Origin of the sequence: Streptomyces sp. NPDC021356, assembly GCF_040641015.1 — a bacterium.
Lineage (GTDB): Bacteria > Actinomycetota > Actinomycetes > Streptomycetales > Streptomycetaceae > Streptomyces.
The window spans coordinates 102,212-127,242 of sequence record NZ_JBFACU010000021.1 but is presented as its reverse complement, the minus strand read 5'-3'; the positions used below and the strand labels follow the sequence as shown (position 1 = coordinate 127,242).

General features: G+C 71.6%; 18 protein-coding genes. 15 read left to right on the top strand and 3 right to left on the bottom strand.

The annotated features are described in order from the left end of the window. The first annotated feature begins 85 nt into the window (after positions 1-85). Positions 86-637: an ATP-binding protein gene (locus tag AB0G56_RS26780; RefSeq protein WP_360973532.1), complete on the top strand. Its 552-nt coding sequence runs from the start codon at positions 86-88 to the stop codon at positions 635-637. A 339-nt stretch (positions 638-976) separates the two neighbouring features. Continuing rightward, positions 977-1,255 (top strand): hypothetical protein, encoded by a 279-nt coding sequence (locus AB0G56_RS26775; RefSeq protein WP_316740046.1) that lies wholly within the window; start codon positions 977-979, stop codon positions 1,253-1,255. 222 nt (positions 1,256-1,477) lie between these two features. Here the strand turns inward: AB0G56_RS26775 and AB0G56_RS26770 are convergent, their stop codons facing one another. Further along, positions 1,478-2,257, bottom strand: a complete 780-nt coding sequence (locus AB0G56_RS26770; protein ID WP_360973530.1) for a GntR family transcriptional regulator — start codon at positions 2,255-2,257, stop codon at positions 1,478-1,480. A gap of 165 nt (positions 2,258-2,422) precedes the next feature. On the opposite strand from AB0G56_RS26770, the gene AB0G56_RS26765 reads away from it, so the two are divergent. The 5 genes from AB0G56_RS26765 (at position 2,423) to AB0G56_RS26745 (ending at position 6,042) form a co-directional block, all read left to right on the top strand. Next, positions 2,423-2,770, top strand: coding sequence for a hypothetical protein (locus tag AB0G56_RS26765; protein WP_360973528.1), 348 nt, complete (start codon positions 2,423-2,425; stop codon positions 2,768-2,770). Further along, positions 2,770-4,071, top strand: a complete 1,302-nt coding sequence (locus AB0G56_RS26760) for an FtsK/SpoIIIE domain-containing protein (protein WP_360973526.1) — start codon at positions 2,770-2,772, stop codon at positions 4,069-4,071. The genes AB0G56_RS26765 and AB0G56_RS26760 overlap by 1 nt, the downstream gene beginning before the upstream one ends. Further along, positions 4,068-4,265 (top strand): hypothetical protein, encoded by a 198-nt coding sequence (locus AB0G56_RS26755; protein ID WP_360973524.1) that lies wholly within the window; start codon positions 4,068-4,070, stop codon positions 4,263-4,265. Before AB0G56_RS26760 ends, AB0G56_RS26755 begins: the two co-directional genes overlap by 4 nt. A gap of 300 nt (positions 4,266-4,565) precedes the next feature. Continuing rightward, positions 4,566-5,939 (top strand): replication initiator, encoded by a 1,374-nt coding sequence (locus tag AB0G56_RS26750; RefSeq protein WP_360973576.1) that lies wholly within the window; start codon positions 4,566-4,568, stop codon positions 5,937-5,939. Then, a complete protein-coding gene (locus AB0G56_RS26745) occupies positions 5,911-6,042 on the top strand; it encodes a hypothetical protein (RefSeq protein WP_360973522.1) in 132 nt (43 codons plus the stop codon). The genes AB0G56_RS26750 and AB0G56_RS26745 overlap by 29 nt, the downstream gene beginning before the upstream one ends. 61 nt (positions 6,043-6,103) lie before the next feature. On the opposite strand, the gene AB0G56_RS26740 is transcribed toward AB0G56_RS26745, so the two are convergent. Continuing rightward, positions 6,104-7,666, bottom strand: coding sequence for a recombinase family protein (locus tag AB0G56_RS26740; protein ID WP_360973574.1), 1,563 nt, complete (start codon positions 7,664-7,666; stop codon positions 6,104-6,106). 502 nt (positions 7,667-8,168) lie between these two features. Here AB0G56_RS26740 and AB0G56_RS26735 point away from each other — a divergent pair. From AB0G56_RS26735 to AB0G56_RS26700, 8 genes are all read left to right on the top strand, one after another. Next, positions 8,169-8,954 carry a TIGR03936 family radical SAM-associated protein gene (locus AB0G56_RS26735; protein WP_360973520.1) on the top strand — a complete coding sequence of 262 codons (786 nt, stop codon included), beginning with the start codon at positions 8,169-8,171 and terminating at the stop codon, positions 8,952-8,954. A 274-nt stretch (positions 8,955-9,228) separates the two neighbouring features. Next, positions 9,229-13,623: an Rne/Rng family ribonuclease gene (locus AB0G56_RS26730; RefSeq protein WP_360973518.1), complete on the top strand. Its 4,395-nt coding sequence runs from the start codon at positions 9,229-9,231 to the stop codon at positions 13,621-13,623. A gap of 1,012 nt (positions 13,624-14,635) precedes the next feature. Next, positions 14,636-14,956, top strand: coding sequence for a 50S ribosomal protein L21 (gene rplU / locus AB0G56_RS26725; RefSeq protein WP_004931419.1), 321 nt, complete (start codon positions 14,636-14,638; stop codon positions 14,954-14,956). 14 nt (positions 14,957-14,970) lie between these two features. Next, positions 14,971-15,225: a 50S ribosomal protein L27 gene (gene rpmA, locus AB0G56_RS26720; protein ID WP_018570808.1), complete on the top strand. Its 255-nt coding sequence runs from the start codon at positions 14,971-14,973 to the stop codon at positions 15,223-15,225. Between the two features lie 102 nt (positions 15,226-15,327). Further along, positions 15,328-16,764, top strand: a complete 1,437-nt coding sequence (gene obgE / locus AB0G56_RS26715) for a GTPase ObgE (protein ID WP_360973516.1) — start codon at positions 15,328-15,330, stop codon at positions 16,762-16,764. Positions 16,765-17,019: 255 nt separating this feature from the next. Beyond that, a complete protein-coding gene (locus tag AB0G56_RS26710; protein ID WP_360973514.1) occupies positions 17,020-18,852 on the top strand; it encodes a stealth family protein in 1,833 nt (610 codons plus the stop codon). Next, the gene (locus AB0G56_RS26705) at positions 18,849-19,838 is read left to right on the top strand and encodes a hypothetical protein (RefSeq protein ID WP_360973512.1); all 990 of its coding nucleotides are present in this window, start codon (positions 18,849-18,851) and stop codon (positions 19,836-19,838) included. Before AB0G56_RS26710 ends, AB0G56_RS26705 begins: the two co-directional genes overlap by 4 nt. 5 nt (positions 19,839-19,843) lie before the next feature. Beyond that, complete coding sequence (locus AB0G56_RS26700; RefSeq protein WP_360973510.1) at positions 19,844-22,678, top strand: stealth conserved region 3 domain-containing protein; 2,835 nt, start codon at positions 19,844-19,846, stop codon at positions 22,676-22,678. Positions 22,679-22,767: 89 nt separating this feature from the next. Here the strand turns inward: AB0G56_RS26700 and AB0G56_RS26695 are convergent, their stop codons facing one another. Further along, the gene (locus tag AB0G56_RS26695; RefSeq protein WP_360973508.1) at positions 22,768-24,969 is read right to left on the bottom strand and encodes a S1 family peptidase; all 2,202 of its coding nucleotides are present in this window, start codon (positions 24,967-24,969) and stop codon (positions 22,768-22,770) included. Between the last annotated feature and the right edge of the window lie 62 nt (positions 24,970-25,031).

Below are 25,031 nucleotides of genomic sequence, written 5' to 3'. Positions count from 1 at the left end.
CCGGTCACGCCCGCTGAGCCGTGTACTGGCTTGCGTGATGCAACCGGCGCCGAACGAGCCGTCCCGGCTCTCGGAAGGGGACGTGATGGATGCGGGCAAGATCGAGTGGCTGGCGAGTGAGCTGGACGCGTACACCCACTGGTTCGCGGCACCGCCGGCCCCGTATGCCGATGGGCACTTCCTGACACTCACGCTCTTCGCCGAGTTCGAGAACACGGCCCGCACGGCACGCGACATGACGGCGGTCTTCCTCCGGGGCTCGGGTGCTGACGCGATCGTGGATGACGCCCGGCTGGCCGTCTCGGAACTGGTCGGCAACGTGGTGAACCACGCTGTGCCGGACCGTCACCTCGCCGTGGCCGGTGGCTGCCGGCGCATCGACGTGACCTTCAAGCTGTGGCCGAAGTGGCTATTCATCGGGGTAACCGACGAAGACTCGACGCCCCCGTTGCTTCCGGCGGGAGAGGCATTCTCGCCATCGCTGCTCGGGGAGCTGTCGGAAGCGGTACTGCCCGACAACGGCCGTGGCCTGCTCATCGTGCAGCGACTGGCGGCGGCGGTCTGGTGGTCGCCGGAGGAGCGGGGCGGCAAGACGGTCTGGTGCCGCTTCGACCTGAGCGGCGGATCAGGTCACTGACCCCACTGGTGATCTCCGGGGCGCGGCCCTCGCCACTCCTTCGCGATCGGGAGTCGGCGGTGCCCCGGTAACCGGCTGGAGCCTGACCCCTCCAGCCACGGAGCGCGGTGCCTCGCGATCATGCCCACCGGGTCCTCGCCCGGGCGAGGGGCCGCGCTTCACAACCTCATACCGAGACCGGACCACCCCCGCGCCTGGCAGCAACCGGGGTGGTCCGGGAGGGGACGCAGCGGTCCCCGGTGCCTGATGGTACCGGGGCCGCTGCGCTGCGTCGCTTCTAGCCCTGGAAGTAAGCGAGTTGACGAGCCGTTTTCTGCAACAGGGCTGAGGTGAACACACGTGACCGGCGCGGGTGAGGACTGGATCGGTGATGGGCTGCACGACATCGAGGGCTCGGACGGAGTCCTGTGGACGCCTGGTGTCGACTACATCGCGGGATGGCGCGGGGCTCGGGAGTCCGCTGACCGACTGAACCGCGCACTCATTGGCGCCGGCTTCGAGCTGTCGAGTGTCCGGGCGGTTGCCTCCACGGACGAGGCGGGGCGGGGCGTCGTCCGGCTGGCGGGCCGGCCGGATGCTGTGGACCGGCTCGCTGCCCTTCTGGAGTCGGCGGCATGAGGGGCGTATCCGCTGGTCGGCGACGCCCAGCCCCGTGGGCTCCGGCCTGCGCGGACCGGTCGCCGCCTCGACTGCTTGGGTGTGCTGCGGTCGGGGGCGTCCGGCGACCGGACGGGACCGGCGGCCACGCCGCACGCCCGGCCGGGGCGGCCGGGCGCCCCGGCGCGCCGCAGGCGCGCCCTTGAGGAAGTGAAGCGGGTTTCGACCGATGGTCGTTCGGTCTCAGGTACGGGTGCGTCGCGCGGGCTGCTTGTCGGTGGTGATCCGGTAGGCGGCTTCGGCACGGTCGGCACCGATGCGCAGTTCTTCCAGGATCAGGGGGCGGTCATCGGTGCCGTGCGTGGTGCGGGCCAGGTGGAGGATCGGGGTCGCGTCCGGGAGCCGCAGCGCGGTGCGCTCGTCGGGCAGTGGCATGCGGGCGCGTACCGTCTCGGTCCACGACAGCTTGTGTCCGTCCTCGGCGAGCAGCTGGTAGATCTCCGCCGGTTGCCGGCCCGGTTCCTCGCCGAGCGAGGGGACGGCCTCGGCGGCCTCGAACGGAATCAGGGTGCGGTGCATCGCTCGCGTCCCGATGCCGGGGTCGACGAGCAGCCGGTCACAGCCGAACAGTGCCTCTTCCTCGCCGAGTTGGAGCAGTCGGCCGGTGGTCTTGGTGGTGCGGGTGCGGTAGGTGCTCGGCGCCTCCGCCTCTTGCCATACGTCTCCGCCGGGCATGACGAACCGGCCGTCGGTGGTGTGGCTGATGCGCCGTTCGAGGGTGAGCGGGGGCTGTCCGTCGGAGCGTACGAAGCTGCCCTTGCCGTGGCGGACGTCGATCAGCCCTTCCGCTCGCAGGGCGGCGATGGCGTTGCGGACGGTCGGCCGCGAGACGCCGTAGCGGGTCATGAGCTGGGCTTCGGACGGCAGCAGGGAGTCGGGTGCGAACTCGCCGGACAGGATCGCCTCGCGGATTGCGGCGGCCACTTGCTGGTAAAGGGCTCCGGGGCGCTGGATCTCCGACATCGGGTCATCTCCGGATCGTGGTCGTAGGCACGTCGCACGCGCGACATCACTCGTCAGCATAAGTAGTTGCGCTGTCGCCGTACAGGACTCCATAGTCATAACTCATAAGGACAAGTGACGTCAGCATCAGACTGGCGTCTCGACTGGCCAGGGAGGCCGCACATCATGCAGTCCTTTCCCGTGGACACGGCGCGGCTCGGCGTACTGCGGTGCGCCATCGCGCCGGAAGCGAAGCTCAGCAACCCTGAGACACAGGAGGTGAAGAGGGACCGGGACGGCAATCCGGTCTGGACGGTGGCCGTCACCGTTCGGCAGGACCGTCGGCGGATCTCCGTGATCGAGATCGCCGTCAGCGGTCAGCCGAAGGGGATCGAGGAAGGGCAGATCGTCCGCGTCACCGGGTTGACGGCGTTCATGTGGTCGATGGGTGACCGGCACGGCGTCAGCTTCCGCGCCGACGCGATCACGGCCGTGCACGACGGTCCGGTGCGTGCCAAGGGCGGTGACGCGTGATGGGGCCGATCGTGCTCGCCTTCGCGCTCGCCATGCTGGCGTGGATGCTGGTCGTCGGTGACCTGCTGCGGCGGCATCGGCCGGCCTGGCACTGGTACCTCGTCGGTTACCCGGCCACCGCGTTCCGGGTGGTGGTCACCTGGCGCAAGGTCGCCGTGCTCAACGATCTCGCTGTCTCCCGGCGCCCGTCGCGTGGGCTGCTCGGCGACCTGGTCGTGAAGGGCGACCCGTTGCGGCCGGTGGCTCCGCGGGTCTCCTTCCCGCGCGCTACTCGCATGGGGCTGACCGTGATCGTGCGTCTGCACGCGGGCCAGACCCCGGCCACCTTCCTCAAGGCGGCTGACGCTCTCGTCCACGCGTGGAAGGTGCACGCGGTCCGGGTCACCTCGCCGGAACGCGGGCTCGTCCTTCTGACCGCGACGGCCACGGATCCGCTTCAGCGTCCGGGCTTAGCCACGGCACCGGCCGAACTCCTTTCCGCGCTCATCGGCGTCCTGGAGAACGGCGGCGCCTGGGTGGTGAACCTGCGGCTCGTACCCCACTGGCTCATCGTCGGCGCCACCCGCTCCGGCAAGTCCACGCTCCTCGCCCGGCTGATCACACAGCTTGCGACTCAGCCCGTCGCCCTGGTCGGCATCGACTGCAAGGGCGGCATGGAACTCGGCCTGTTCTCCGTACGGCTGAGTGCCCTGGCGACCTGCCGCCGAGAAGCGGTCGCCGTGCTCTCCGCGCTCGTCGTCGACATGCAAGACCGGATGGGCGCGTGCCGCTCGGCCGGGGTCCGCTCGATTTGGGAGCTGCCGGAGAAGCTGCGGCCGGTGCCGATCGTCGTCATCGTCGACGAGATCGCGGAGCTGTACCTGTCCGACGGGACCCGCGAGAGCAAGGCCGAAGCAGACCAGTGCTCCACGCTGCTGCTCCGTCTGGCGCAGCTCGGGGCCGCGCTCGGCCTGCACCTGGTCGTCGCCGGCCAACGCGTCGGCTCCGACCTCGGCCCCGGCGTCACCGCCCTGCGCGCCCAACTCGGCGGCCGAATCTGCCACCGCGTCAACGACCCCGGCACAGCGGAGATGACCTTGGGCGACCTCAACAAGGACGCCGTGGCCGTCGCCCAGTCGATCACGCCTGAGGAACGTGGCGTGGCCGTCTGCACCGGGCCGGACGGCGGCTGGAGCCGTGCCCGCTCGCACCTCACCCCCACGGAAGAGGCCGCCTCGACAGCCCGGAAGTACGCCGGGATGGCCCCGCAGCTGCCCGCCATAGACCGCGCCCTCGCGGTGATGGAAGGAGACGGCAAGTGATCAGCACAGGTACCGCCGTGTCGCTCGTCGTGGTCTTCGGGATCATCACCTTCCTCCTCGTCCGCTCCCGCGACGTACGGATCTGGGAAGCGGCCTGCATCGCCCTGTTCGGCATGTACCTCGGTGAAACGCCCGTCGCTCTCACGATCAACAGCTTCATCACCTGGTTCCTCAGCGGCTTCAACCACGTCTGACCTGGAAGGACGTAAGCGCATGCGCATGCCTCGTGTGAGGTGCCCCCAGTGCAAGGGCGACGGCGCCCGCAAGACCTGGACCGGACGACTGCGGCGCTGCCGTACCTGTCGGGGGACCGGCACCGTCCGCTGACCGACGCACATCGCAAGCCACCACTCACAAGGAGATCGACCCATGGACGACAGCGCGCCACTAACCACCGACCCTGTCGCCTCGGCGGCTCACCCCGGAAGGTCACCACCATCACCCCGGACATCACCCGGACTGACAGGCGCGCCGCCCTCGACCGCGCGGCGCGCCTGCGTCAGCTCCCCGAGACAGACCGTGACGCAATCCGCCTCGCTCAAGACCCGAAGTTCTCCCGCTGGCTGGAGCAAGTCACCGCGACCGGCGGCTGCGCTCACCCCGTCCATCTCGCCGGCTCCAGCACCACCGTGGACGCCACAACGGGCGAGATCATCCACCACTACGACACCCGCGACGAGCCCGGCGAACGCCTCCTCGTCCGCTGCCGAAACCGCCGCGCATCCGTATGCCCGGCCTGCTCCCGTCTCCACGCCGGAGACACCTACCACCTCGTCCGCGCCGGCCTCCTCGGCGGCAAGAACGTTCCCGCCGCAGTACGGCACCGGCCCCGCCTCTTCGTCACCCTCACCGCCCCGTCCTTCGGCCCCGTCCACCGCGCCGGGGAGCCGTGCCGTCCACGCCGTGACGGCGGAACCTGCGAACACGGACGGCCTCTCGGATGCGGAACCCTCCACGCCCCGGACGCCTTGGCCGTCGGCCAACCGCTCTGCGCCGCCTGCTACGACTACACCAGCCACGTGCTGTGGCACGCCCATGCCTCGAAGCTCTGGGACCGGTTCGTCATCGACGTACGGCGTCGCGTCGCCTCCTCGGTCGGCCTCGTACAGTCCCGCTTCGCTCGGCACGCCCGGCTGTCCTTCGCTCGTGTCGCCGAGTATCAGAAGCGAGCGGCCGTCCACGTGCACGCCGTCGTCCGCCTCGACGGCCCGAACGGATACCAGGATGAACCCCCGGCCTGGGGCACCGCGGAACTGCTCCTTAACGCCGTACGTGCATCCGCCCGGCGGGTCTGCGTCCGCACGTCCTACAGCTCGGCTGTGGGGGAACTGGAACTCCGCTGGGGTGCCCAACTCGACGCGCGGCTCCTGCACGCCGGTGGCGACGGGCCCGACGATGACGCTGTGGCGGCCTACGTCGCGAAGTACGTCACCAAAGGGGCAAGCGAGACGGGCGCCGGCACTGACCGCTCACTCACCACCTGGGCCGACATCGAGTCTGCGCCCGTCAGTGAACACGTCCGCGCCCTCATGCGAGCCTGCTGGCGCCTGGGCGGTCTGCGGGAGTATGCGCCCCTGAACCTGCGAACTTGGGTTCACACCCTCGGCTATCGGGGCCACATCCTCACCAAGTCCCGTGCCTACTCCACGACGTACGCCGCACTCCGTGCCGAGCGTGCTCATCAGCAGGGGCACGTCGACGCCCCTGACACGGTTACCGAACGACAGTGGCGCTACGTCGGCTCCGGCCACACCCCGGGTGCCGCGCTCATCGCCGCCGGGATCGCCGAAGACCTCGCAGAGTGCCGACGGCACAGCGCCGATGCCAGGCAACAGGGAGGTGGGGTCCACGACGCTGCCCGAACCTGAGCGCGCGAACGACAGAGCCGCGAGCCTGATCGAAAGCGAGATCGTGATCGTGGACGACGACGGTACGGAGGAACCGTTCGACGCCACCAAGTGGTTCCAGTGAGACGCTAGGCCGCCTTCCCCCGCATAACGGGAAGGCGGCCTCGATCTTGTACGTGCCGCACTCAGATGGCCTGCGCGAAGTCGTCCTCTCGGATCACGAGGCGTTCGCGTACGTCCTTCGGGATCAGTAGACGGAGGTGAACCTTCGGGGCCCGGACCTTCGGCACCTTCGTGCGGGTGACCTCGCAGCGGATCCCGACCCGGTACAGGTCCGCGGACATGGCCTCCATGCCACCTTCCTGCCAGTGCTCACGGAACGTCTTGCCGCCGTGGACGTTGACCCACCGGTCCTTCGCCGTCTCGGGGTCGATCGCTTCCAGCTCCGCGATGAGCTTGTCGAGCGTTGCCTCCGCCTGCTCCTTCGTGAACCGCGTCTTCGTGTACCGGCCCCCGGGTTCCAGCTCCTTCATATACAGGGCGATGGACTCCTGTAGGCGCTTGATCTCCCTACGCGCCTCCGCACCCTCCGCGTACTGGCGAACCTCTACGGGGAAGTCACCGAGGACCTTGAGCACGTCCTCCACCAAGCGCTCGTAGACCCGCTCGGGGTTGGGCGCTCCGAGTCCGCCGCTCTTGCAGTTGCGGCACCGCAGGTACTGATAGGTCCCGTACGTGTTGTTCGTGATCTGCACGGTCATGTTCGTCTTGCAGTCGGCGCACAGGAGGACGCCGAGGAACTGTGTCGCTCCGCCGACCCGGCGCGGAGGCTGGTTCTTCTTGCGTTTGTCGAGAGCGGCGCCGAGGGTCTCGAATTCTTCCTCCGTGAAGATGGCGGGCGCGACCTTGATCGGTCGGCCGTCCTTGCCGAGGACCGGCTTCGAGCGCCGTTGTCCTCCGTTCTTGTCCTCTTCCACGCGGTAACCGAGGAGTGCGGGGTTGCGGAGCCGGCGGAGCAGCGTCACCACGGTGAGCCCCTGGCTCATGAGGCCGGACCGCTTCAGGCAGCGCACCATGAAACTGGCTGAGCGTCCTCGAATCGCCATGTCCCGAGCCCAGTGCAGTGCCTTGTACGCCTCGGGGTCGATGGCGAGAACGACCTTCCCCGTGTCGTCCTCGTCCGTCACGTAGCCGTACGTCGGCTTCCCGATGATCCAGTCTTCCTGGGACTTCGCGTAGTCCCACAGACTCGTGACCCGGGTGGAGGTGTTCGCCGCTTCGATCTCGGCGATACCGCCGATGATCGTGACCATGATCTTCCCGGCGGTCGTCGTGAGGTCAAGACTGTCGTTCTTGGAGACCAGGTTCTTCCCGCGCTTCAGGCTCCACTCGATCATCATCGAGAGATCGGAGAGGCGGCGTACGAAGCGGTCCAGCTTCCAGAACAGGATCTCGTCGAACTCGGGGGAGCGGTTGTTCAACCATTCTCCGAGTTGCTTCCGCTTCCATGGCGGGACCTTCGTCGCCGACACGTTCAGGTCGGAAGCCACACCTATGACTCGGCTGCCGCGCTCCCTGGCCAGGATGCGCAGGTCGAGCTCCTGTCGCACGGGCGACGTCGTGTCGTCCGTCAGCACGGATAAGCGGATGGAGAGCAGTGCCCGGGGAGCGTCCTCGGGGAGCAGGGCCTCGGCCCGCTTCAACTCCTCCAAGAGCGCCAAGTCCGCTTCGGTCCACTCGGCTTCCACGTTGTAGGCCGCCCGCTCTGCTGCGAGCCGCCGTTGTCCTCGTTTCCTCATGCCAGACAGCGTGGCGTAGCTCCTGGTCAGTTTTCAGCGTTTTTCCATATGCCCCGCCATGGACACCAGCATCCAGATCGGCCCCACGGGCCGGAAGCTGCTGCCGCTGACCGTGAAGCAGCCCGCCGGGAGCGGACACATGCACTGAGCGCCGATTGAGCGGCAGCTGGCCGGTCCGTCACTTCGGTGGCGGGCCGGCCCGCCACCGACGTCCGGGGGCGTGGTCCGGCGGTTTCCGGAAACCCTCTTGTGGTGGATGTCCGTGGAGCCCGTGCGCGGGGCGGAGGCGCGAAGGACGCGGTCCGGGGAGCCGCGGTGAGCGCCGCCGGTGGCCCGGCGGGAACCTCCGGGCCGTGGGACACGTACTCTTGACAGCAGTAGGACCGCTCTCACGAAGGACTGAACGACACTGGGCAAGCGACAGCCCGAAGGCCCGCCGCCCGCACCCGCGGTGCAGCGCATCCGACTGCGCTACACCAAGCGCGGCCGCCTCCGGTTCACCAGCCACCGTGACTTCCAGCGCGCCTTCGAGCGTGCGCTGCGCCGCGCCGAGGTGCCGATGGCGTACTCGGCGGGGTTCACTCCGCACCCCAAGGTGTCCTACGCCAATGCCGCACCCACCGGCACGGGCAGTGAGGCGGAGTACCTGGAGATCTCGCTCACCGCGTCCCGCGACCCGGAGCGGCTGCGCGTCCTCCTCGACGAGTCGATGCCCGCCGGGCTGGACATCGTCGAGGCGGTCGAGGCCCGCACGTCGGGGCTCGCTGACCGGCTGACGGCTTCGGTGTGGGAGCTGCGGCTGGACGGCGTGGACCCGGCGGAGGCGGACCGTGCGGTCGCGGCCTTCAACGGCGCCGGGAGTGTCGAGGTACAGCGCCGGACCAAGAACGGTGTGCGCACCTTCGACGCCCGTCCCGCGGTCGTGGATCTGGGCTGCGTGGAAACGCCTGGTGCGGCGGCCGATAGGCCGAGCGACCAGCCCTGTGCGATACTGCGGCTGGTTGTTCGGCACGTGACGCCTGCCGTACGACCCGACGACGTCCTGTCCGGTCTCCGCGCCGTGGCCGACCTGGCGCCGCCGGTCCCCGCAGCGGTGACCAGGCTGGCGCAGGGGCTGCTCGATGAAGAGACCGGCACGGTGACCGACCCGCTCGCGCCCGACCGCGAGGCAGACCCGGCCGCCCCGGCCATTTCACCAGGGGCCGCCGACTCCGCCGCCGCGAAGGCGCCGGCTTAGGGAAGGTTCCGTAGGGACGGACGTCGAAGCGCCGCCCTCGTACTCGGGAGCCACCTGGGTCGGGCAGCGCACCGACCAGAAGACTTTCGCCAGGCCGTACCGACAAGGCGTACGGAACCGGCGAGACAGGACACAGAGTGCTCCCGTGCGGCGCCCGCGCCCCGGACGGCGGCCATCGCGCAACCGCGAGGCCGCGGACGTCAACGGTGCCGATCCCTGCGATCGGTACCGGACCAGGCGCGGCGCCCGGGAGCCTGACGGGAGATTCGCCCGCATGCTCGAACCGACCGAACCCACCCAGGGTTCCGAAGAACTGAACACCCCCAGCGACACCCTGCCGCCGCGTCGTCGGCGCCGTGCCGCGTCGCGACCGGCGGGTCCGCCGGTCGCCGCCTCCGAGGCACCCGCCGAGATCACCTCGGCGAGCGCGGCACCCGCCGAGGCCACCGCGCTCGCGGAGCCGGCGGGCAGTGGCGCCGCCGGGGCCGTGGACGCGGAGCCCGAGGCGCAGCCCGCGCGCCGCACGCGCCGTCGGGCGTCCGCGCCCACCGGGGCGCCCAAGGCCGCCCGGGCCGCCGCGGACGCCGAGACGGTCGTGCCCGTGGCCGCCACTGCGGACGCCGAGGGCGCCGGACAGGCCGTCGACGAGTCGGCCGCCGGGTCCGTAGAGACCGGCGAGGCCGCCGCTCCGCGCCGTACCCGCCGCCGCGCCACGCGCAGCGTGTCCGCCCCCGCCGGGGCACCGACGGCAGCGGAAGCCCCCGAGACCGCCGAGCAGGCCGGTGAGACCGCCGAGGTCGCCGAAGCGCCCGCGCCCGCCCGCCGTACGCGGCGTCGCGCGGCCGCTGCCGCCGGTGCGCCGCAGGCCGCCGAGGCCGTCGCGCCGGCTGCCGAGGCCGTCGCGCCCGCCGCTGTGGAGGAGGCCGAGGAGGCCGCTCCGCCGCGGGCCCGTCGTCGTGCCACCCGCCGGGCGACGGCGCCCGTCATCGAGACCGCCGAGGCCGCCACCGAGGCTGCCGAGGCCCCCGCCGCCGAGACCGCGCCCGGCACCGCCGCCTCCGTGGAGAGCGGTGAGGAGGCTGCTCCGGCGCGGACCCGTCGTCGTGCCACGCGTCGCGCCGCCGCGCCCGCCGCCGAGGCGAGCGAGTCCGCCGTCGAGGCACCCGCCGCCGAGGCCCCCGTCGTTGAGGCCGTCGCGCCCGCCGCTGTGGAGGAGGCCGAGGAGGCCGCTCCGTCGCGGGCCCGTCGTCGTGCCACTCGCCGGGCCACGGCGTCTGCCACGGAGACCGCCGAGGCCGCCGTCGAGGCTGCCGAGGCCCCCGTCGCCGCGGAAGCCCCCGTCGCCGAGGCACCCCAGACCCAGACCCCGGCTCAGGCCCCGGCCGCCGAGGTCGCCGAGGAGGCCGCGCCGCGCCGTGGCCGCCGCCGGGTCGTGCGGCGTGCCGCGACCGGGTTCTCCGAGCCCGCCGGTGCCAAGGGGGCGGAGGAGGACGCACCGCGCAAGCCCGCACGGCCCGCCGTCGCCGTCTTCCAGCCGCCGGTGTTCGCCGAGCCGAAGTTCCAGTTCCAGACCCCGCAGCGGGCCGCCGCCGAGGCGGCCGCCGAGGCCGCGCACGACGAGGAGCCCGCCGAGCCCACCGAGCCCGCCACGCCGTCGGCGCGGAAGGCCGAGCAGGCGGAGCAGCCCGAGGCGAACGAGCAGCCCGGGGCGCGGCGCCGCCGCCGTCGCCGGGGCGCCGGTGACGACGAGGAGCCCGAGACCCAGGCCCCGCAGGCGCCGCAGGCCGCTCAGGCCGTCGCCGAGGACGAGGCGGAGGAGGCCGAGGAGTCGGCCGAGGACGCAGCGGACGGCGACGAGGGCGAGGACGGCGGCTCCCGCCGGCGCCGTCGCCGTGGTGGCCGTCGTCGCCGCCGGGGCGAGTCCGCGGAGAGCGGCGGTGACGAGGAGCCGGAGGAGAGCGGCGAACTCGCCGCAGCGCAGGCCGCGCAGGACGCCGAGGACACCGCCGAGCAGGTCGAGGAGGACGCCGAGGACGCGGCCGAGGGCGACGAGGACGACGAGTACGCGGGTGGCGCGGGCTCCGGCGGCAACAGCAGCAGCCGTCGCCGTCGCCGCAGGCGCCGCCGGGCCGGGGACAGCGGCCCCGAGGGCGAGCCGTCCGCCGACGACCCCGAGCGCACCGTCGTCAAGGTCCGCGAGCCGCGCGGCAAGAAGGACGAGCGGCCCGGTGGCGGCACGGACGAGGTGCAGTCCATCAAGGGTTCGACCCGCCTCGAAGCGAAGAAGCAGCGCCGCCGCGAAGGACGTGAGCAGGGCCGCCGCCGCGTCCCGATCATCACCGAGGCGGAGTTCCTGGCCCGCCGCGAGGCCGTCGAGCGCGTGATGGTCGTCCGCCAGCACGGCGACCGTACGCAGATCGGCGTCCTGGAGGACGAGGTGCTCGTCGAGCACTACGTCAACAAGGAGCAGGCCGTCTCGTACGTCGGCAACGTCTACCTCGGCAAGGTGCAGAACGTCCTGCCGTCGATGGAGGCCGCCTTCATCGACATCGGCAAGGGCCGCAACGCCGTGCTGTACGCGGGCGAGGTCAACTTCGAGGCGCTGGGCATGGCCAACGGCCCGCGCCGCATCGAGTCCGCGCTGAAGTCCGGGCAGTCCGTGCTCGTCCAGGTCACCAAGGACCCGATCGGCCACAAGGGCGCCCGCCTGACCAGTCAGGTCTCCCTGCCGGGCCGCTACCTCGTGTACGTGCCCGAGGGCTCGATGACCGGCATCAGCCGCAAGCTGCCCGACACCGAGCGGGCCCGGCTGAAGACCATCCTCAAGAAGATCGTCCCCGAGGACGCGGGTGTCATCGTGCGCACCGCCGCCGAGGGCGCGAGCGAGGACGAGCTGCGCCGGGACGTCGAGCGGCTGCAGGCGCAGTGGGAGGACATCCAGAAGAAGGCCAAGAACGGCAACAGCAGCGCGCCGTCGCTGCTGTACGGCGAGCCGGACATGACCGTCCGCGTCGTGCGCGACATCTTCAACGAGGACTTCTCCAAGGTCGTCGTCAGCGGTGACGAGGCCTGGGACACCGTCCACGGCTACGTCTCGCACGTCGCGCCCGACCTCGCCCCGCGTCTGTCGCGCTGGACGAGCGAGGTGGACGTCTTCGCCACGTACCGGATCGACGAGCAGCTCGCCAAGGCGCTGGACCGCAAGGTCTGGCTGCCCAGCGGCGGTTCGCTGGTGATCGACCGGACCGAGGCGATGGTCGTCATCGACGTCAACACCGGCAAGTTCACCGGCCAGGGCGGCAACCTGGAGGAGACGGTCACCAGGAACAACCTGGAGGCGGCCGAGGAGATCGTGCGCCAGCTCAGGCTGCGCGACCTCGGCGGCATCATCGTGATCGACTTCATCGACATGGTGCTGGAGTCCAACCGGGACCTGGTGCTGCGCCGCCTGCTGGAGTGCCTGGGCCGGGACCGTACGAAGCACCAGGTGGCCGAGGTGACCTCGCTGGGCCTGGTGCAGATGACCCGCAAGCGGGTCGGCCAGGGTCTGCTGGAGTCGTTCTCCGAGACCTGTGTCCACTGCAACGGCCGCGGTGTCATCGTCCACCTGGAGCAGCCGTCCGCGGGCGGCGCGGGTGGCGGCAAGCGCCGCAAGCGCGCCCGTGCCGGTGCCGAGCAGCCGCACGAGCACGAGCACGAGGCCGTGGCGGCCCAGGCCGCCCTGCCGACCGCGGAGGAGGAGGCGGAGGCCGAGGCCGAGACCGTCACCGAGGCCGCCGAGGCACCCGTGGTCTCCGAGCCGGTCGCGCTGCCCGCGTTCGAGATGGCCCCGGACGAGGAGCTGTACAGCTCCGTCGCCGAGGCGGAGGCCGCGGCGTCCCGTGGCCGCGGCAGGCGCCGGGCGAGCCGTCGGGCGTCCGCTCCGGCGGGTGCGCCGAAGGCCTCCGCCGACGGGGCGGCCCCGGCCGCACCCGCCGCGCCGACGGCGCAGGACGTGACCGCCGCGCAGGAGGCCGAGCGTCCGGTGCGTCCGGAGCCGGCCGCCGAGGCGCAGGCCGAGCCCGTGGCCGTGGAGGACCCGGTCGTCCCGGTCGTGCCGGACGAGGAGGCCGCGCCGAAGGGCCGTACCCGTCGCCGCGCGACCCGCAGGGCGTCGGCGCCGGCCGGTTCCCCGACGGGGGCCGAGGCGGCCGTGGTGACGGTCCCGGAGACCGCGCCCGAGCCGCAGCGGGCCCCGGCCGAGGAGGCCCAGGCAGAGACCGGGGCCGCGGCCGAGGCTGCCGCAGAGGCGGCCGAGCCGTCCGCACCGGCCCGTCCGCGGCGGCGCGCCGTGCGCAAGGCCACCGCGCCGACCGCGTCCGAGGAGGCGGCCGTCGTGGTCGTCCCGTCGGCCCAGGCCGAGGCGGAGACGCCTGCTGCCGGGGCCCCGGCGGACGCGGGCGAGGAGGAGGCGGCGCCGGCGAAGAAGACGGCCCGCAAGGCCGCCAAGAAGGCCACGGCGAAGAAGGCCGCGACCAAGAAGACGGCGGCCAAGAAGACCGCCGCGAAGAAGGCGACGGCCAAGAAGGCGACGAAGACCGCCAAGACGGCCACCGCCGCGAAGAAGACGGCCGCGAAGAAGACGGCGTCGGCATCGACGCCGGCCTCCGCCACGACCGACGAGAGCTGAGCCCCACCCGCGGGTCGGGCCTGGTCCACGGACCGGGTCCGGCCCGCGGGTTTCGGGGGAGGCTCGTCGGGCTGGGCCGCATCCGGTGTCGGTCGTACTTGTCGGGCTGGGCCGGGCGTGGAGTCGGTGGCGGCTCGCCGGGCTGGGCCCGGACCGTGGGGCCTGCCGGTCTGTGGGGCTGGACCTTGGCTGTGGGGCGCGGCGCGGCTCTTAGGGCTCGGCCCCGGTCGTGGGGCTGGACCGGGCCTGTGGGGTCGTACCCGTCTCTGTGGCCGGTCCCGGTTCGTGGGGGCCCAGCGCCTGGCCTCGGACCGTGGGGTCGTATCCGCCGCCCTCGGGGCCGGCCCCGGCCCACAGGTTCGGACGCGGCCCGTCGAGCCGGAACCGGACCGTGAGGTCGTACCTGGACCGTGAGGGTCGTACCTGGACCGTGAGGTCGTACCTGGACCGTGAGGGTCGTACCTGGACCGTGAGGTCGTGCCCGGACCGTGAGGGTCGTACCTGGACCGTGAGGTCGTGCCCGGACCGTGAGGGTCGTACCTGGACCGTGAGGGTCGTACCTGGACCGTGAGGTCGTGCCCGGACCGTGAAGGTCGTACCTGGACCGTGAGGTCGTGCCCGGAGCGTGAGGGTCGTACCTGGACCGCGAGGGTTGTACCCGACTCTGAGTCGCTCCCGGCCCGGAGAGCTGGAACCGCCCCCTGCGCACGCACCCGTGGCTGGAATCGCCCCCTGCGTACGCCCCCGGGCCCCGCAGCAGGCCCCGCAGCCGCCGCTCGCCCCGCCCCCGGCGGGCCCCAGCCGTGAGCAGCCGCACACCCCTGGAGTCCGGGCCGGTTTGACCCCTTCGGCCGGGGACCCGTAATCTTGACCGTCGGCGTGCCGACTGAGTGCGCCACATCCCCGTAAACCTCTTCCTCCCGGGCACTGGGCTGGCCGGGAGAGGTCGTCCGCAGTGCGGGCGGCTGGCCTGCGGGGGTGCCGTTTCCCGAGCGTAGAGAGTGAGATCCGCGTGTACGCCATCGTGCGCAGCGGTGGTCGCCAGCACAAGGTTGCTGTCGGCGACATCGTTGAGGTTGACAAGATTTCCACCGCCAAGGTTGGCGACACGGTCGAGCTCTCGACCCTGCTCGTTGTCGACGGCGACGCTGTGACCAGCGACCCGTGGGTGCTGGCCGGCATCAAGGTCCAGGCCGAGGTCGTGGACCACCACAAGGGGCAGAAGATCGACATTCTGCGCTACAAGAACAAGACCGGCTACCGCCGTCGTCAGGGCCACCGCCAGCAGTACACGGCGATCAAGGTCACTGAGATCCCCGCGGCTGCGAAGTAAGGGACTGAGGAGACATGGCACACAAGAAGGGCGCATCGTCCACCCGGAACGGTCGCGACTCGAATGCCCAGCGGCTCGGCGTGAAGCGCTTCGGCGGTCAGGTCGTGAACGCCGGTGAGATCATCATCCGCCAGCGCGGCACCCACTTCCACCCCGGTGCGGGCGTCGGCCGCGGCGGCGACGACACGCTGTTCGCGCTGCAGCCCGGTGCGGTGGAGTTCGGTACCCACCGTGGCCGCAAGGTCGTGAACATCGTTCCGGTCGCCTGACCGGAGACTTTCGCGAGGCGGACCTCACTTCCCCATCGGGAAGGCGGGTCCGCCTTTCGCGTGTTACGTAAGAGACATTCCCGTAGCTCTGGAGGCACCACCATGACCACCTTCGTGGACCGCGTCGAACTGCACGTCGCCGCGGGTAACGGGGGCCACGGCTGTGCCTCCGTGCACCGTGAGAAGTTCAAGCCGCTGGGCGGCCCGGACGGCGGCAACGGCGGCCGGGGCGGCGATGTGATCCTCACCGTCGACCAGTCCGTGACCACGCTGCTCGACTACCACCACTCGCCGCACCGCAAGGCCACCAACGGCAAGCCCGGCGAGGGCGGCAACCGTTCCGGCAAGGACGGCGAGGACCTGGTCCTGCCGGTGCCGGACGGCACGGTCGTCCTGGACAAGGCGGGCAACGTGCTGGCCGACCTGGTCGGCCACGGCACCTCGTACGTCGCCGCGCAGGGCGGCCGGGGCGGCCTGGGCAACGCGGCGCTGGCCTCGGCCCGCCGCAAGGCGCCCGGGTTCGCGCTGCTGGGCGTGCCGGGGGACCTCCAGGACATCGTCCTGGAGCTGAAGACCGTCGCGGACGTGGCGCTGGTGGGCTACCCGAGCGCCGGCAAGTCGTCGCTGATCTCCGTGCTCAGCGCGGCCAAGCCGAAGATCGCGGACTACCCGTTCACGACCCTCGTGCCCAACCTGGGCGTGGTGACGGCCGGTTCGACCGTCTACACCGTCGCCGACGTGCCCGGACTCATCCCCGGCGCCAGCCAGGGCAAGGGGCTCGGCCTGGAGTTCCTGCGGCACGTCGAGCGGTGCAGCGTCCTCGTGCACGTGCTGGACACCGCGACCCTGGAGTCGGACCGCGACCCGGTCTCCGACCTCGACATCATCGAGGAGGAGCTGCGGCAGTACGGCGGTCTGGACAACCGGCCGCGCATCGTCGTCCTGAACAAGATCGACGTGCCCGACGGCAAGGACCTCGCCGAGATGGTCCGGCCGGACCTCCAGGCGCGCGGCTACCGCGTCTTCGAGGTGTCGGCGGTGGCCCACACGGGCCTGAAGGAGCTGTCGTTCGCGCTGGCCGAGCTGGTCGCCGGGGCGCGGGCCGCCCGGCCCAAGGAGGAGGCGACGCGGATCGTCATCCGGCCGAAGGCCGTCGACGAGGCCGGTTTCACGGTCACCCTCGAGGAGGACGGCCTGTTCCGGGTCCGCGGCGAGAAGCCCGAACGCTGGGTGCGGCAGACCGACTTCAGCAACGACGAGGCCGTCGGCTACCTCGCCGACCGGCTCAACCGCCTCGGTGTCGAGGAGGAGTTGATGAAGGCGGGCGCCCGCTCCGGCGACGGCGTCGCGATCGGTCCCGAGGACAACGCGGTCGTCTTCGACTGGGAGCCGTCGGTGATGGCGGGCGCGGAGATGCTCGGCCGCCGCGGCGAGGACCACCGTTTCGAGGCGCCCCGCCCGGCCGCGCAGCGCCGCCGCGACCGGCAGGCCGAGCGCGACGACTCCGAGCGGGAGTACGACGACTTCGAGCCGTTCTGACCGGTGCGGCCCTTGTGTCCGGGAGCTTTCGGGCTCCCGGACGCGGCTGTCGGCCGCGCGGTTCCACGCTGTGATTTATGTCAACACTCGTGGGCGATTGGCCCGGTATGCCGCATTTGCTGACGGTTGCGGTTGTGGCACGGCCATGGGGACGTGAGGTAAACACACTGCATACTTGTCTCGCCGTGTTTTTACCGGATCACCTAGTGGGAGCGTGCCGTTCACCCAGCCGTTCCCGTCGGAGGAGCTCCCGCAGTGCGAAACCCTGAAGCCTCCCGGTTGGTTGGCGTGTACCGCCGCGCGGTGCCGGTCGGCGCGCGGCGAGTGATCGCCGAGCACGTGGGGACCGACTTCCGCGAGCAGCTCAAGTCGGGGATCGCCGCCGCGGCCGAGATGCGCAACCAGGTCAAGCGGGGGCGGGTGGTCCGCCGCCACCGTGCGCTGCTGGCACGGCACGACAGAACCGTCGTCAGTGTCGACGGGACCCCGCGCATCGCCCACGTCGTCCCCGACATCACTCCGCTCCAGGCCCGCCGGGCCAACCTCGACGAGGTGGCCGCCGCGCTGCGTGGCGCCGGTGTCGACTACTTCTGCGTGCGCTCGGCCTCCGAGACCTCCGCGGCGGTCGCCGTACGCCGGGAGGACCGCGAGCGGGTGCTCACCGCACTGCGCCAGGCCTGCCGGATCAGGCCCGGCTACGTGGTCCCGGTCCGGGGCCGCCAGCCCCAGGAGGAGTCGGTGCTGCCCGGCTACGGGGCCGGCCCGTGGAAGCGGGTCTCCGGCGCCGACGTCTTCCGGTGCACCTGGTACCTCACCGACCAGACCGGCCGCCTGGTGCTGGGCCTGCGCTACGGCTGCGACATCGAGTTCTGGCGGCAGGAGGGCGACGAACTCCTCTCGCCCCGGCGCAATGTCGTCGCCGAGGCCGTACCCGCCGACGAGGCGCCGGTCCAGGCCGACGAGAGCCTGTTCACCGAACTCGCCCCGCTCCCCGCCGAGCACGAACTCCCCGCCGAGCGGGAGCGGACGGAGCGGGAGCAGTCGGAACAGGGCCATCCGGAACTGGAGCACCCGGAGCAGGGACGGGTGCACGTGCCGACCCGCCCGGCCTTCGCGGCGGCCGCCGTCGGCCGCCGGACGTTCCCCGTCGACGTGGTGTACACGTGGGTGGACGGCGCCGACCCGGACTGGGTGCGCCAGCGGGCCGCCTTCTCCGACCGGCCGTACCACGAGGAGGCCGCCAACGCCGCGCGCTACCTCAGCCGGGACGAACTGCGCTACTCGCTGCGCTCGCTGCACCTGTACGCGCCCTGGGTGCGCAACATCTACCTGGTGACCGCCGACCAGACGCCGGAGTGGCTCGACACCGACCACCCCCGGATCAAGGTCGTCAGCCACAAGCAGATCTTCAAGGACCCCGACGCGCTGCCGACCTTCAACTCGCACGCGATCGAGAGCCAGCTGCACCACATCGAGGGGCTCTCCGAGCACTTCCTGTACTTCAACGACGACGTGATGCTGGGCCAGGAGGTGCTCCCGCAGCACTTCTTCCTGCCCAACGGCCTCGGCAAGTTCTACCTCTCGCCCGCCCTGGTCCCCTTCGGCGAGCCCTCCCCCGAGGACCCGCCGGTGGCGGCGGCCGGGAAGAACAACCGCAGGCTCATCGCGGAGCGCTTCGGCGACAACATCTTCCGCAAGATGAAGCACGTGCCGCACGCGCTGCACCGCAGCGTCCTGGACGAGATCGAGCGGGAGTTCCCCGAGGAGCACCGGCGCACGGCGGCGAGCCGGTTCCGCAGTGCCGAGGACATCTCCGTCGCCTCGTCCCTGCACCACTACTACGCCTTCCACACCCAGCGTTCCTTCTCCGGCGAAGGACTCGTGTACCGCTACTGCGACGTGGGCAAACCCGGTGTCGAGCGACTGCTCGGCCGACTGCTCGCCCAGCGTGACGCGCACGTGTTCTGCCTGAACGACACGACCTCCACGGAAGCCGAACTGGGCCGCCAGCAGGCCCTGATGACCCGCTTCCTGGACGAGTACTTCCCGTACCCCAGCCCCTACGAGCGTGGTGCAGACAACCGATGAGACAACTCCCTACCCCGCACAAGGTGATGCGCAAGGGGTACGACGTGGTGCGCTCGGCACGGTCGCGACTGGACAGTCTCGTCCTGGTCCCGCCGAGCGCCGACGACTGGCCGCGGGTCACCGCCGAACACCTCTCCCTCCTGGACGGCAGGACGCTCAACTTCTGCGTCCGCGTGCCCGGCGAGGTGACCGCCTCGGCCGCGTCCCTGCTGCTGGGCGGCTCCTCGACGCCGGTGGTCATCCCGCTGACGCTCGTCCAGCGCAGTGACGGCCAGGTCGAGGCACAGGGCACCGCCGTCCTCGACCTGCTGGAGGCGGACGCCGACTCCCACCCGCCGGTCCCCGCCGGAGTGCGCAGGTTCCTGCTGGGGTCCGGCCAGTGGCGGCTCTCGGTCGTCTTCGCCGACGCCGCCGGCACCGAACGCCGCTTCGCGGTGGCCAAGGCGCCCCGGCTCATGACCGACGGGCCCACGGTCCCCGAGCCGGTGCGCCCGGACGGCACCTACTGCCGTCTCATCGCCTCCGGCACCGGACGCGCGTACGTCTCCGTGGGCAGGGACGACGCCGAGGCGGAGATCCTCTCCGTGAAGATCGGCTGGTCCGAGGTGACGCTGGAGGGCCGGCTCGTCAACGCGCCGGCCGAGGAGTGCAGCGGCGACGTCGAACTCGTCCGCCGCAGCGGCAAGGCCGCCCGCGTCGTCCCGGCCACCTGGCACGGCGACGTCTTCGTCTGCTCGCTGCGCGTGGCCGACTTCGGCGACGTCGGCACCAAGGAGCAGATATTCGACGTCCGGCTCCAGCGCCCGCGCCGCCGGCCGCTGAAGATCTCCCGGCAGCGCACCGACGTACGCAGCCCCGGGGACGTCTTCCGCATGCCGCACCGGCTGCTGACCGCCGACGACGACTCCGTGCTCAGGATCAACCCGTATTACACGCCCATCGGCAGCCTCGCCTTCCGAGCGGCCCACCTCCCCTCTGGATGTTGACACCAATGAAGATCACGTTTCTGCTCACCTGGGGCGACGAGATGGGCGGCACGGAGCAGGCCGTCTACACCCAGGCGACGCACCTGGCGCCCCGGCACAGCGTCGATGTGCTCAGCGTCTTCAAGACCCGCGAGCGTCCCTTCTTCTCCGTGGACGAGCGGGTCCCCGTGCGCTACCTCGTGGACCGCACGGGCAAGACGGAACGCCCGGTGCGCGACAGCGACATCGGCGCCGAGGAGTGCCGCCGCCTGGCCGGGCTGCCCAGCGACCTGATCAGCCCCAAGTGGGAGGCGACCTTCGACGCCCTCTCCGACGTCGAGATGAACCGCGCCCTGCGCACCCTCGACACCGACATCCTCATCACCACCTCGCCGGCGCTGATGTCCGCCGTCGCCGACCTGGTGCCCTCCCGGGTGATCACCATCCACCAGGAGCACCGGCCCTCGCAGCTGCGCGGCGGCACCGGCGAGCCGCTGCTGCTGCGGGCCCCGGAGATCGACGCGCTGGTCGTTCTGACCGAGCGCACCAAGCAGTGGCTGGAGGAGTCGCTCGGCAAGGCGGCCCCGCGCCTGGCGGCCATCCCGAACGCCATCCCGGAGGGCTTCCGGCCCCGCTCCAGCCTCACCGGCAAGAGCATCGTGATGCCGCGCCGCCTCGTGCCCGACAAGCAGGTCGACCACGCCATCCAGGCGTTCGCGAAGGCGCTGCCCGAGCACCCCGGCTGGCGGCTGCGCGTCTTCGGCGACGGCCCGCAGATGTCCCGGCTGCGCAACATGGTCCAGGGCCTCGGTCTGCACGACGCCGTGGAGATCCTCGGCCCCAGCCAGCACATGACCGAGGAGTGGGCCAAGGCCAGCCTCACCATGCTGCCGTCGCAGGACGGCGAGGCCTTCCCGCTGGTGCTCCTGGAGGCCTTCGCCGCCGGCGTCCCGGCGGTGGCGTACGACATCGTCACCGGCCCCGCCGAGATCATCCGGCACGGCGTGGACGGCCTGCTCGTGGCACCCAACGACATAGAGGGCCTCTCCGAGGCGATCTCCCGTCTGATGGGCGACGAGGAACTGCTGCGCTCCTACGGGGAGAACGCCCACGAGGGCTCCGCGCGCTTCGCCGCCGACGTGATCGTCAAGCAGTGGGAGGAGCTGTTCACCGAACTGCTCTACCGCCGTGACGACCCGCAGCGGATGGCGCAGCGGGCCGACCGCATGGCCCACCGCGTGGCGCACGGCGGCGCGGGCCGCTTCCACGCCGCCGTCGCCGCGGACCGCACGGCGCCCTCCTCGGGCGACCAGCGCGCCCGCGAGCTGATGATCGGCGCGGCCAACCGCTCCCTGGTACGTGCCAGCGGCCGGCTCTCCGAGGTCCACGACGACCTCCAGGGCTCGGACATCGTCCAGCGCAACTTCGAGACGGTCGTCGCCGCGCTGGAGAAGCACGGCATCCCCTTCGTGCTGGTGCGCGACCGGGAGGACAGCCCGCGCCGCCGCATCGCCGTGGACACCGTCCACCAGGCGGCGGTCCGCAAGGCCCTGGCCACCGACTACGAGGGCAAGGCGGTCTACGCCGAACTGCTCAAGCCCCGCACGCACGCGCCCGGCGTCCTGCTCGCCGAGCGCCTGGAGGCCGCCGGAGAGGTGGCCGGGCTCCGGGTCTTCCGCCCCGTGGTGACCTCCAGCCGCACGCTGCGCTTCGGTCCCGCCTACGGCTGCGACGTGGAGTTCTGGCGTCAGGTACCGGAAGAGGAGGGCGGCGACGGCCAGTTCGTCGCGCCGCTGCGCGCCAGCTCCGTCGGCCCGAAGCTGCCGACGCTGACCGCGGACGCCCGGCTGCGGGTGCGCGACCGGGAGTACCCGACGCTGGAGCCGTTCACCAAGCGGATGGTCAGCGACATCGACTTCCCGGTGGACGTCGTCTACACGTGGGTCGACGACACCGACCCCGGCTGGCAGGAGCGGCGGGCGCGGCGCCGCGCCGAACTCGGCTTCGCGGCCGAGGCGACGGGCTCCGGCGACGAGGCCGCCCGCTTCCGCAACCGTGACGAACTGCGCTACTCGCTGCGCTCGCTGGCGATGTTCGCGCCCTGGGTGCGCAAGATCTACCTGGTCACCGACGACCAGACCCCGCAGTGGCTGAACACCGCGCACCCGGACATCGAGGTGGTGTCGCACCGCGACATCTTCACCGACCCGTCCTGCCTGCCGACGTTCAACTCGCACGCCATCGAGAGCCAGCTGCACCACATCGACGGGCTGTCCGAGCACTTCCTGTACATGAACGACGACGTGTTCATCGGCAGGCCGCTCAACGCGCAGAAGTTCTTCCAGCCGAACGGCACGAGCCGCTTCTACTGGACGCCGACGACCGTGCCGATCGGGGAGCCGGCGGAGACGGACGAGGGCTACTTCGCCGCGGCGAAGAACAACCGCAAGCTGCTGGAGGAGCGCTTCGGGGTGACCGTGGCGAACAGCTTCGCGCACGCCCCGCACCCGCTGCGCAGGAGTGTCCTGGAGAACATCGAGGCGGACTTCGCCGAGAGCGTGGCCCGCACCGCCGCCAACCCCATGCGCGGATGGCAGGACATCTCGATGGTCTCCTCGCTGCACCACCACTACGGCTACCTGACGGGCAGCGCGGTGCCGAGCAGCATCCGGTGCGCCTACATCGACGTGGGCACCTACTCCCGCCACCCCGAGCTGACCCGTCTGCTCGCCATACGCGGGCACGACGCGTTCTGCCTGGGCGAGTCGCAGGACGCGGAGGTCCCGGACCAGGAGCAGGCCCGCATCATAGGCTCGTTCCTGCGCGCCTACTTCCCGGTGAAGAGCCCGTACGAGCTCTGAGCCCCGAAGGCGACGGAAAAGGGGGCTTCCCCGGCACTCGGTGCCGGGGAAGCCCCCCTTTCTGTCGGGTCCGTCGAGTCCGGCGGGTCCTAGCGGACCACGTAGCCGAAGCGGCCGCCGGCCGCCGGCAGGCCGTCCTTGCCGGGCTGGTACGTGGTGATCGCCGCGTTGGAGCCGCCCGCGGTCACGTTGGCCAGCGGCAGGGCGTAGACCGTGCCGTAGCTGCCCGGACCGTAGGGCATGCCCAGGTACAGCTTGGTGCCGCTGTAGTGGATGCTCTGGCCGAGGTGCTGGTCGGCACCGGCCGGACCCGGGATGCCGGAGGTGCCGGCCTCGATCCAGCGGTTGTTGGCGCCGGGCGAGCCGATCAGCGAGAAGGTGGTGATGGCACCGGCCTTCGCGGTGGTGCCGATGGCCTCGTCGGTGATGCCGACGGCCAGCTTCATCGTCGCCGTGGTGCTCACCGCGCGCGGGGCGGTGTTCACGGCGGCCACGGCCGTGCCGAAGTGGTCACCGGCCTCGGAGGTGCCGGGCACGGTGTCGGAACCGGTGCCGGACAGGTACGAGTTGAGCTGGGTGTACTTGCCGTCCGCGCCGATGCGGAAGGTCTGCACCATGCCGGCGTCGGTCTTGTTGACGCCGTCGACGTCCAGGTCTTCGCCCGGTACGCCGACCGCGATGATCGACTCGTTGGCGGTGGCCGCGCCCGAGGGGCGGTAGGTGACCATGGCCAGCGACTTGCCGAACTGGTCGCCCGGCTCGGCGCCGCCGGAGACCGTGTCCAGGTCCTGGTCGAGGCCGAACAGCGGAGTGGGCCGCTTCTCGGAGTTCAGCTGGTGCGAGAAGACCGCCACGTTGCCGGCGCCCGCGTCGGTGCCGATCGTCTCGTTCGAGGCGGAGATGGCGATGTGGTTGGCGTCGGCCGCGACCGCGCCGCCGAAGCCGTCGTTCGCCTCCACGGCGCCGGGCACGCCGGTGCTGTCCTGGCTGATGGCGATGTTGGTGTCGGCGTGCACGTAGAAGGCCATGCCCGCCTTGGCGACCGAGCCGATGGCCTCGCCCGGGGAGCCGATCACGACGAACGGCTCGCCGGCGGCGGTGACACCGGCCGCGACGGCCTGGCCGGTGCGGTCGCCGGTCTCCGCGGTGGAGGACTTGAAGGAGCCGGTGCCCGAGCCCTGCTCGAAGTGGGTGTCCTTCAGGGAGCCGGTGCCGATGCCGCCCGGGGCGCCGTACAGGATGTCGGCCATACCCGCGTCGGTGGCCGTGCCGAGGTCCTCGGAGGGGGTGCCGACGACGAGGTCGGTGCAGCCGTCCTCGTTGTAGTCGACGGTGTCCATGGCCTCGCCGAACCAGTCGCCCGCCTCGGAGCCGCCCGGCACCCAGTCGAGGTCCTGGTTGATCTCGGCGGTGCCCTTGCCGCCGCCGTAGACGATGCGGACGACGCCGGCGCCGTCCTTGCCGGCCACGGCCGCCTTCGGGTCGGCGATGGCGACGTCCTCGACGCCGTCGCAGTTGAAGTCGGTGATGCGCGCGGAACCGGTCTTCGAGTTCACCCAGGAGGCGAGGTCGTCGACCCGCGTGGTGATACCGCCGGTGCGGGTCTCGGCCGGGTCGATGCCGAAGCAACCGCCCTGGTAGGACCGGCTGTTGAGGGCGACCAGCTGGGGCGTGCCGCCCGCCGACCGCACCACCGGACCGCCGGCGTCGCCCATGCAGGCGGCGGCGTCCTTGCCGGTGACGGTGGCCGTGGTGGCGTCGGCGGCGTCCACACCCAGCGTGCCGGTGTGCAGCTTCAGGGGCGCCCACTCGGTCTTGTCGCGCCCGTAGCCGGCGAACTTCAGCTCCTCGCCGGCGGCGGGCGCGGTGGTGGCCAGGGCGACGGGGGCGACGTTGGTGACCGGGCGGTTCAGCCGGGCCAGGACCACGTCGCGGTCGGCGCGGGGCACCAGCTCGACGATCTCGCGCACGGCTCCGTCGGTGCCGCTCAGGTCGGCGCGGCCGATCGTCGCGGTCGTCTTCGCCTTCGGCTTGCCGGCCGGCACGGTGAGGTCGCTCGCGGGGTTGTCGGCGAAGCAGCTGGCCGCGGTGAGCAGCCATTCGGTGTCGACCAGGACGCCGGAGCAGCCGTGGTCGTGGTCGCCGACGATCACCTGCGCGGTGTAGGCGAAGGAGGCGTCGGCGACCGGGGTGCCGGTGACGGCGGACGCGGGCGCGGCGCAGAACGCCAGGGGGCCCGCGATGACCGCGGTGGCGAGTGCGGCGAGACGCACGTGTCTGGTGGGTGGCATGTGGTGATTCCTTGAACGTGAGGTCCGCGGGACCGGAGCGGCCGGCGGATCGGCTGGCGAAC